The following is an 8072-nucleotide window of genomic DNA, read 5'->3' as shown; positions in this document are numbered from 1 at the left end:
TCTCAAGCTAGTACCTACCACCAGTTGGGAATTGTAGCCCAAGAAATGCGAGAATATGCCCAAGCACGGGAATTTTATCAACAAGCTTTAGCTATCCTTATCGAATATGAGGATAGATATGAAACAGCTGGAACTTACCACCAGTTGGGAAGAGTAGCCCAAGAAATGCGAGAATATGCCCAAGCACGGGAATTTTATCAACAAGCTTTAGCTATCTATATCGAATATGGGGATAGATATTCTCAAGCCTTAACTTATCAAAATTTAGGTATATTGGCACACTTACAGGAAAATGATCAAGAAGCGAAGGTAAATTTACAAACAGCATTAGATATATTTATTGAATATAAAGATGAATATCGGGCGAATATTACGAGGGAGATTTTAGAGAAATTACCCCAATAAGCTCTTAAAAAAACATCTAAAATCAAAATTATTATACATTCGGATCAATCTAAAACAAATAACATTAATATCTTCTTCCTTCTTCTCTTGCTTCTCTAATGGATAATTCCCCCAGAGACATTTCTTGTTTTAATTCTTTTAATTGATTTTTAATTTCTAGTAATTCAGGTTCATTTATGATGGTGGCAACATTGCTAAATGAATTAATTTCTTTACCATTTAGACGAGCATGATTTTCAATTTGTTGCAGCATTAAAACAGATTTTTGCTGAATTATCTCATCTTCGGAACTTTTTATTTTTTCCGCTTCTGCTTGAATTACCTGTTGTAAAATTGTCTTAATTTCTGCCTGTAAAGAGTTACCATGTTTTTCGGCGCGAGTTTTTAAAGTCTCGATAATAATGGGATCTAAATCTTCTAAAATAATCTTAGTCATAGTTGAGTATTTACATTTCCATAAATTTGGCTATTTGATAATATTTTAACATCTAAACTTTCCCAAATGCTTAAAAACAACTTAAAAAAATTCCGCTTCCTCAATACTTGCTTGAAAAAAACCATTATACTGTTCGCTTCCTAACCACCATCCTGCATTTATTTGGGAAGGAATAGTATAACCTTGAAAACTAGTTTCTTGAGAAAATGTACCACCAAAGGGTATATATTGCCAACTTTTATATGTGGTTTGATTTCCCCAACGTGGTAATTTTACTTCTAAAACTCTACCATTTTCATCAATGATAAAAGTGAGATTAACTGTTTCACCCTCAATATTGAAATTTGCTTGAATTGTATTGTGATCAATAGCTTGCAAACTTACCTGATTTTGTGGTAATAAAGCAGATGGCAACCAGAATAATTCACCTGCAAATCTACCAATACTAGAACGGTTAATATCAGGATTTTCTTCTTTGACTAATGGGATTAACCCCCAAATTTTAAACTCTACTTTTGCTGAATTATTATAATAATAATCTGCTCCTTTAATATTAAAAAATTTATTCCCCATTACTGCTTGCCAAACAAATCCTTTAGCAGTTAAAATTTCTGTAGCTTGCATGGGTAATTTTTTATCTTTACTAGGTTGAAAATAACCTTGCATTTTTAACTTCACACCAGTTGCTAAGGGTGTTCCCAGAGTAATAGCGTGTAAGAAATAACGTTGTACTGGTTCTGGTAAGTTATTAATTACATCTTGGGTAAATGGCTGTTTTTCTGTTTTGGTATTTTCCAGATTTTGCCAAATTTGATTAATATTGTTTTGCAGCATATTTTTTTAATAACGAACTACAGAGACACAGAGGATACAGAAAAAAATATTAGTAAGCTTTGAGTGTTAAGGAAGTAAAAATAGTAAGGGTTTAGCAATGCTAAACCCCTACAGTATACTGACTGATTACAAATCAATTTCAGCTTTTAACACCGTTGCATCATTGCTATGTGACACCTTAAAACCGAGTCTTTCACATACTTTTTGCATTCCTAAATTATCAGCTAAGATATCGGCAGAAATAGAGGATATTTTCTCGTTTTTACCTACTTCTATTAATCTCTTGACTAACTCTGTACCTAAACCATTACATTGATAGCGATCGCTCACCAGCATAGCAAATTCTGCCCCATCATTACCATGTAATTTACTCAATCTTCCTACGGCTAAAATTTCCGTTGCTTGAGTTTCTGGGTTGTGATGTTCTGCGACTAATGCCATTTCTCGATCATAGTCAATAAAACAAATTCTTGTCAGTCTTTCATGAGCTATTCTTTGACTTAATTTAACCATGTGAAAATACCGCAAATAAACACTTTCCTCTGATAGTGTTTTATGGAATTTTACCATTAATGGTTCATCTTCTGGACGGATCGGACGGATAGTAATTGGTGTACCATTTTTTAATGTCCAATCACTAACATATTGGTGAGGATAGGGACGAATTGCTAATTTTGGTAATTCCGTTTCTCCTACATCAGCAGAATGTAAAACTATTCTCCCATCTAATGCTATTAAACCACCAGGATGATCAGGAGAGGGAGGAATAGCTAATAAAGGATTAATATCTATTTCTTTAATCGCTGGTTGTTCAACTACCAAATGACTAAATACTACTAACAATTCCTCCAAAGCTGCCATATCTATACTTTGTCTACCCCGCACTCCTTTTAAAGCTTTGTAGATTTTGGTTTGTTCCATCATCCTTCTTGCTAGGGTACTATTTAAAGGTGGTAAAGCAATGGCGCTATCTTGGAAAACCTCGACTAATTCTCCCCCAGCACCAAATAATAATACTGGTCCAAACTGCGGATCTAAACTACTACCAATTATCAATTCATAACCGCTAGTTTTGACCATTTGCTGCACGGTTACGCCTAAAAAATCTTCTAGTTTGGCTTTTTGTAATACCGAAGTTTCTATTAAATGATAAGCTCTTTTTACAGCTTCGGCATTTCGCAAATTTAACTGTACTCCCCCCACATCTGTTTTATGGGTAATTGTTTGGGAATACAATTTTAAAACCACGGGATAACCGATTTTCTCCGCACATTCTACTGCTTCTTCTGCACTCTTAGCAATACTTCCAGCGACAACTGGAATACCATAAGCAGCTAATATTTCTTTAGATTCAAACTCTGTTAAAATTGTTCTTCCGGCTTTTCTGGCATCGTTAATAATGGTTTCCACCAATGCACAATCACGGGTATTTGTATCACATTCTAAACTTGGTAATACCGGAGTTTCATAAATACCCTTGAGGTTATAGCTATACTGCCACATATAGCTAAATATCCGCGCTGCTGTATCGGGATAAGCATAAGTAGGAATACCTTGACGGTTAAGAATTTGTTTTCCTTCTGCCACATCTTCCCCACCCATCCAACTAGCTAAAATTGGTTTATTCGCCATTTGGGAATAGGGTTTTAATTCCTCAGCAATTTTTGTCGGATCGGTCATAGCTTGGGGTGTTAAAATTACTAATAACCCATCACTATTAGGATCTTTAGCTGCAATTTCTAAAGCTTTTGTATAACGTTGAGGATCGGCATCTCCTAAAATATCAATCGGGTTATTATGACTCCATTGTGGTGGTAAAATTTCATTCAAAGAATTAATGACTTCTTGGGAAATTGGTGCGAGTTTGCCTTTACTTTCTATTAATGTATCGGTGGCTAAGACTCCAGGACCACCAGCATTAGTTAAAATTGTTAAATGTGGACCTTTGGGGCGCGGTTGTTTTGCTAATACTTCTGACATATCAAATAAATCAGAAATACTATCAACTCTTAATACTCCACATCTTCTAAATGCAGCATCTAAAACAGCATCACTTCCTGCTAATGAACCTGTATGAGAAGCGGCCGCTTTTGCTGCTGCTGCGGTACGACCGGCTTTAATAACAATTATCGGTTTTGTTAATGCTACTTCTCTCGCTGCGGATAGAAAAGAACGCGCATCACCGATGGATTCCATATAAATTACAATACTTTTTGTATTGGGGTCATCTCCCAAATAATAAATTAAGTCTCCCCAACCTATATCTAACATTGAACCGATAGAAACGAAGGCACTAAAACCAACGTTTTCCTGTAAACTCCAATCTAGAATTGATGTACATAAAGCACCGCTTTGACTGAGGAAACCTACGTTTCCTGGTTGTGCCATTTTACTAGCAAATGTGGCATTTAAACCGGAAATTGGACTCATAACTCCTAAACAGTTTGGTCCAATAATTCTAATTTTTCCTTTGTGTGCTATGTCGAGAATTTCTTTTTCTAAAGCTATTCCTTTTTCTCCTGCTTCTTTAAAACCAGCCGAGATAATTATTGCCCCTTTAATTCCAGCTTGCACACAATCAGTAATAATTTGTGGTACTGTAGGCGCAGGGGTAGCAATTACCGCTAAATCTATTTTTTCAGGAACATCAAAAATAGTAGGATAGGCTTTAATTCCTAATACACTATTGTGCTTAGGATTGATAGGAAAAACTGTTCCATTAAACGGATTTGTAATTAAATTCCAAAGTAAAGTTCTACCCACACTTCCAGGTTTTTCACTAGCACCAATAACAGCAACGGTTTGAGGTGCAAAAATCGCGTCTAAGGGGTTTAGTCTCTCAGTTTGTAGGATGTCGTAAGCTTTGTCTGGGTTTCGTGTGATAGATGCTTGCATAATTACTCCTTAATTAGTTATTAGTCATTAGTTATTAGTCATTAGTTGTTTTTTACAATTACTAATTACCAATTACCCATTACCTATTTTCATTGTTATTGCATGAATATATTGTGATCTTGATCAAGAATTTGCATGATTTTTGAAAGTGCAGTGGTAATGCCTTTTTGTGCTGTTGGTGAAATGCGATCGCACAATTCAAAATTCTCTCCTGGGACTGTAATTAACCAGGCTTCTGGACAATAATTATACAGGTATTGAGACAAATAAAGCAATGATTCTGGATTCAATATATGTCCATTTATTTCTTTACCCATCGCTGGTAATAAAGATTCTACCTGTACATCCTCAGTTTGGCAATTAACACCAGCATCAACAAAAATTACTATATTTGTCTGGGCTAAATTTGCAGCTAATTCTGGTGTTAATTGATGAACACCATAGGATTTGACATTGGATAAATGCCATGATTGAATAGTATTTGCTATTCGTTGTCCAATGGCATCATCACCACGTAAATCATTACCATAACCAATTACTGTTGTTGTGATCATTATTCGTTAGGAAGATTGAAAAAGTCTTGATCTAATATTTGTTCTAGGGAAAAAGGGCAAATATTTGGATATTCATTTTCTGGAGGAATACGCACACCAAAAGAGGCTTTTTTCCCTTCTTGAATGGCTAAATTACGCCCGTCAGGATAGGCTCTTTCTAATGCTGTTTCTAAATAGGATTTCAAAGAAGGAGTATTTTTCAGAGCAATTAAAATCCGTTGACGATTTTCAATGATGGAACGATACCAACTTTGTGTCATGGAATCAGGAGCATCATGTTGTACCATCAGTTTTAGTAGATGTGCCAATAAAACCATTAAGTTACTTTCTAATGCTCTTTTTTCTGATTTCCCCAACTCTTTAAGCTCCTCAATTAAATGTTCAATATCTAATGAGTTAAATTGTTTGGTTTCTAAGGAGTTAATCGTTTGTTCAATCCACAGTTGAAAATCTTGTTCATAAAGATTTAACGAGTTATTAGACTGTTGTTGTTCTAATTGTTGTTTCACTAACTTCTCCTTTTTAATCTTGAAGTTCTATTAGTCATTTTATCATATATGTTATGAAATTAAGGATGACAACATAATAAATTATACGAAAATTAAAAGTTCTTAATACAAATGGTTATTCATACCAAGGAAAATTTTGTTCTCGTTAGCAACAGATTAATTTTTTTTAAAATAGCATCAAAACTTGAGGAATTTGTGAAGAAACTCCACAAAAACAAACACAAACTTATGTTAATAATAAATGTGATTTATAGATTATTGGTTGTATAATCAATTGCGGTAACTGAATAAAGACAGTTAAAAAAATTTAGATAAGTTGTGAGGCTGTTTTATGCCTGAAGTCAATTTTCAACAGCCAATTAATAGTGCTGCTACTATTGTAAAAGAATACGCAGTGGGGAAACGAGACTTTGAAAGAGCAGAATTAAGTGATGCTAATCTACAAGATGTTGAATTAAAAGGATCTAATCTTAGTTATGCTGATTTAAGTACAGCTAACCTTAGCGGTGCTAATTTACGCGGTTGTGATCTTAGCTACGCTGATTTGAGTCAAGCTAATTTACAGAATGCAGATTTGCGGGGTGCAATGTTGTTTTCTGCGAATCTACGTCAAGCTGACTTGCAGGGAACCCATTTAGAGAATGCTGACTGTAACCATAACACCCATTTTCCCCACAACTTTGACCCAATGCAAGCGGGGATCAAGATGAGCGAATAACAGTATACATACTAAGGCGGCTATATCAGCCGCTTTTTTTTATACAACTAAAAGATCCCCGAATTCTCAAAGAATTTGGGGATCTATAAGATAATGTAATTAATCTCGACAAATTTGATTTACCACATTTCCATCTTTATTCACCAATTCTATCAATAAAGGCATTTGTCCCACCGCATGAGTAGAACAACTCAAACAAGGATCAAAAGCCCGAATACCAGCCTCTACCCGGTTTAACATTCCCTGTTGAATATCACTACCATTGACAAAATGACGGGCAATTTGGGCAACTGTACGATTCATTGCTAAATTATTTTGACCAGTAGCAATAATCAAATTTACCTTTGCCATCAAACCATTTTCATCAACTTTATAATGATGGAATAAAGTCCCCCTTGGTGCTTCACTGACACCCACAGCTTCTAATTGATTAATACCAGCTTCCGCCCGCAAACGAGTTGATAAAATATCTGGGTCATCCAGTAAAATTTCAATGTGTTCAATACAAGCCAAAATTTCAATTAACCGTGCATAGTGATAAAAGAAAGAAGATTTAACAGTACCAGTTCCATGACTGCGAAATTCTTTTAATTCTTTATCTGCTAACGGTGTACCAATGTGGCTACAAACATTCAACCTTGCCAATGGTCCAACGCGATACATTCCACTATCTAAACGGCAATGATCGCTTGTATCAGGATAACCTAAAGGACGATAGTAAGGAGATTTTAAATAAGAATCAGCTTGCACAGCTTCACCGATAAATTCAGGATAATTAGCAGCATCTAATTTATCAGCAACAATATTTCCTGCACTATCAACAAAGCGGATATGTCCGTCGTAGGTTTCCCATAGACCATCAGGAGTCACTAAACCCATAAATAAACTAGGAAAATTACCAAAAGTTTGCGCTTCTTTTTCGTAATCTTTTAGTAAACCTTTAAATAAATCTATGGCATTTAAAACCGTGGTTTTTGCTTCAGGAATGCGGTTTTGAATATGAGTGCGATTTTCTTGGGTTAAAGGATCACTGACACCACCAGGAACTGCCCAAGAAGGATGGACTTTTTTACCTCCTAATAGTTCAATAATTTCCTGTCCAAATTGCCGTAAACGAATACCACCTCTAGCTAATTCTGGGTCGGCTGCTATCAAACCAAACACATTTCTGTTTGCTGGTTCGCTGTCCATTCCTAATAATAAATCTGGGGCGCTCAGGTGAAAGAAACTCAAAGCATGAGATTGGACAATTTGCCCTAAATTCATTAACCTGCGTAATTTTGTCGCGGCTTTGGGAATAGTGACAGCCAGTATTTGATCACCTGTTTTTGCTGATGCCAATAAATGACTTACTGGACAAATACCGCAAATTCTTGCAGTAATTCCAGGCATTTCTGGGAAAGGACGACCCACACAAAACTTTTCAAAACCGCGAAATTCTGTCACATGAAACCGCGCATCATTTACTTGACCGTTATCGTCTAAATAAATGCTAATTTTGGCGTGGCCTTCTATTCTCGTAACCGGATCAATAACGATTTTTTTCATATTATTTGGGAATTGGGAATTGGGAATTGAGAATTGGGAATTGGGAATTGGGAATTGGGAATTGGGAATTGGGAATTGCTGATTAAAAAACATAAAATTGATTACCCAGTCACCAGTCACCAGTCACCAGTCACCAGTCCCCAGTCACCAGTCACCAGTCACCAGTCACCAGT

At 35.7% G+C, this 8072-nt stretch carries 8 protein-coding genes; 2 read left to right on the top strand and 6 right to left on the bottom strand.

The annotated features are described in order from the left end of the window. On the top strand, nt 1-405 hold a 405-nt coding region (locus PN497_RS21255; protein WP_272110834.1), incomplete at its 5' end, for a tetratricopeptide repeat protein. Between the two features lie 64 nt (nt 406-469). Here the strand turns inward: PN497_RS21255 and PN497_RS21250 are convergent. The 5 genes from PN497_RS21250 to PN497_RS21230 all read right to left on the bottom strand — a co-directional run bounded on the left by PN497_RS21250 (nt 470) and on the right by PN497_RS21230 (nt 5633). Further along, nucleotides 470-841 (bottom strand): FitA-like ribbon-helix-helix domain-containing protein, encoded by a 372-nt coding sequence (locus PN497_RS21250; protein WP_228051886.1) that lies wholly within the window; start codon nt 839-841, stop codon nt 470-472. 81 nt (nt 842-922) lie between these two features. After that, nucleotides 923-1675 (bottom strand): DUF6920 family protein, encoded by a 753-nt coding sequence (locus PN497_RS21245; RefSeq protein ID WP_272110833.1) that lies wholly within the window; start codon nt 1673-1675, stop codon nt 923-925. 126 nt (nt 1676-1801) lie between these two features. Beyond that, a complete protein-coding gene (gene acs / locus PN497_RS21240) occupies nt 1802-4570 on the bottom strand; it encodes an acetate--CoA ligase alpha subunit (RefSeq protein WP_096571662.1) in 2769 nt (922 codons plus the stop codon). A gap of 95 nt (nt 4571-4665) precedes the next feature. Next, on the bottom strand, nt 4666-5124 hold the full coding sequence (locus PN497_RS21235; RefSeq protein WP_096571661.1) for a hydrogenase maturation protease: 459 nt from the start codon (nt 5122-5124) through the stop codon (nt 4666-4668). Beyond that, on the bottom strand, nt 5124-5633 hold the full coding sequence (locus PN497_RS21230; protein ID WP_096571660.1) for a DUF29 domain-containing protein: 510 nt from the start codon (nt 5631-5633) through the stop codon (nt 5124-5126). The genes PN497_RS21235 and PN497_RS21230 overlap by 1 nt, the downstream gene beginning before the upstream one ends. 331 nt (nt 5634-5964) lie before the next feature. On the opposite strand from PN497_RS21230, the gene PN497_RS21225 reads away from it, so the two are divergent. Next, nucleotides 5965-6351 carry a pentapeptide repeat-containing protein gene (locus PN497_RS21225; protein ID WP_096571659.1) on the top strand — a complete coding sequence of 129 codons (387 nt, stop codon included), beginning with the start codon at nt 5965-5967 and terminating at the stop codon, nt 6349-6351. Nucleotides 6352-6450: 99 nt separating this feature from the next. Here the strand turns inward: PN497_RS21225 and PN497_RS21220 are convergent, their stop codons facing one another. Continuing rightward, complete coding sequence (locus tag PN497_RS21220; RefSeq protein ID WP_096572829.1) at nt 6451-7899, bottom strand: Ni/Fe hydrogenase subunit alpha; 1449 nt, start codon at nt 7897-7899, stop codon at nt 6451-6453. Nucleotides 7900-8072: the final 173 nt, after the last annotated feature.

Source organism: Sphaerospermopsis kisseleviana CS-549 (assembly GCF_028329225.1).
In the GTDB taxonomy this organism is placed as follows: domain Bacteria; phylum Cyanobacteriota; class Cyanobacteriia; order Cyanobacteriales; family Nostocaceae; genus Sphaerospermopsis; species Sphaerospermopsis kisseleviana.
This window is presented reverse-complemented; position numbering and strand designations above follow the sequence as displayed.

Coding starts and splice junctions, on each gene's coding strand:
- acs (WP_096571662.1), bottom strand. CDS start 4,570: ATGCAAGCATCTATCACACGAAACCCAGACAAAGCTTACGACATCCTA.
- PN497_RS21235 (WP_096571661.1), bottom strand. CDS start 5,124: ATGATCACAACAACAGTAATTGGTTATGGTAATGATTTACGTGGTGAT.
- PN497_RS21225 (WP_096571659.1), top strand. CDS start 5,965: ATGCCTGAAGTCAATTTTCAACAGCCAATTAATAGTGCTGCTACTATT.
- PN497_RS21250 (WP_228051886.1), bottom strand. CDS start 841: ATGACTAAGATTATTTTAGAAGATTTAGATCCCATTATTATCGAGACT.
- PN497_RS21245 (WP_272110833.1), bottom strand. CDS start 1,675: ATGCTGCAAAACAATATTAATCAAATTTGGCAAAATCTGGAAAATACC.
- PN497_RS21220 (WP_096572829.1), bottom strand. CDS start 7,899: ATGAAAAAAATCGTTATTGATCCGGTTACGAGAATAGAAGGCCACGCC.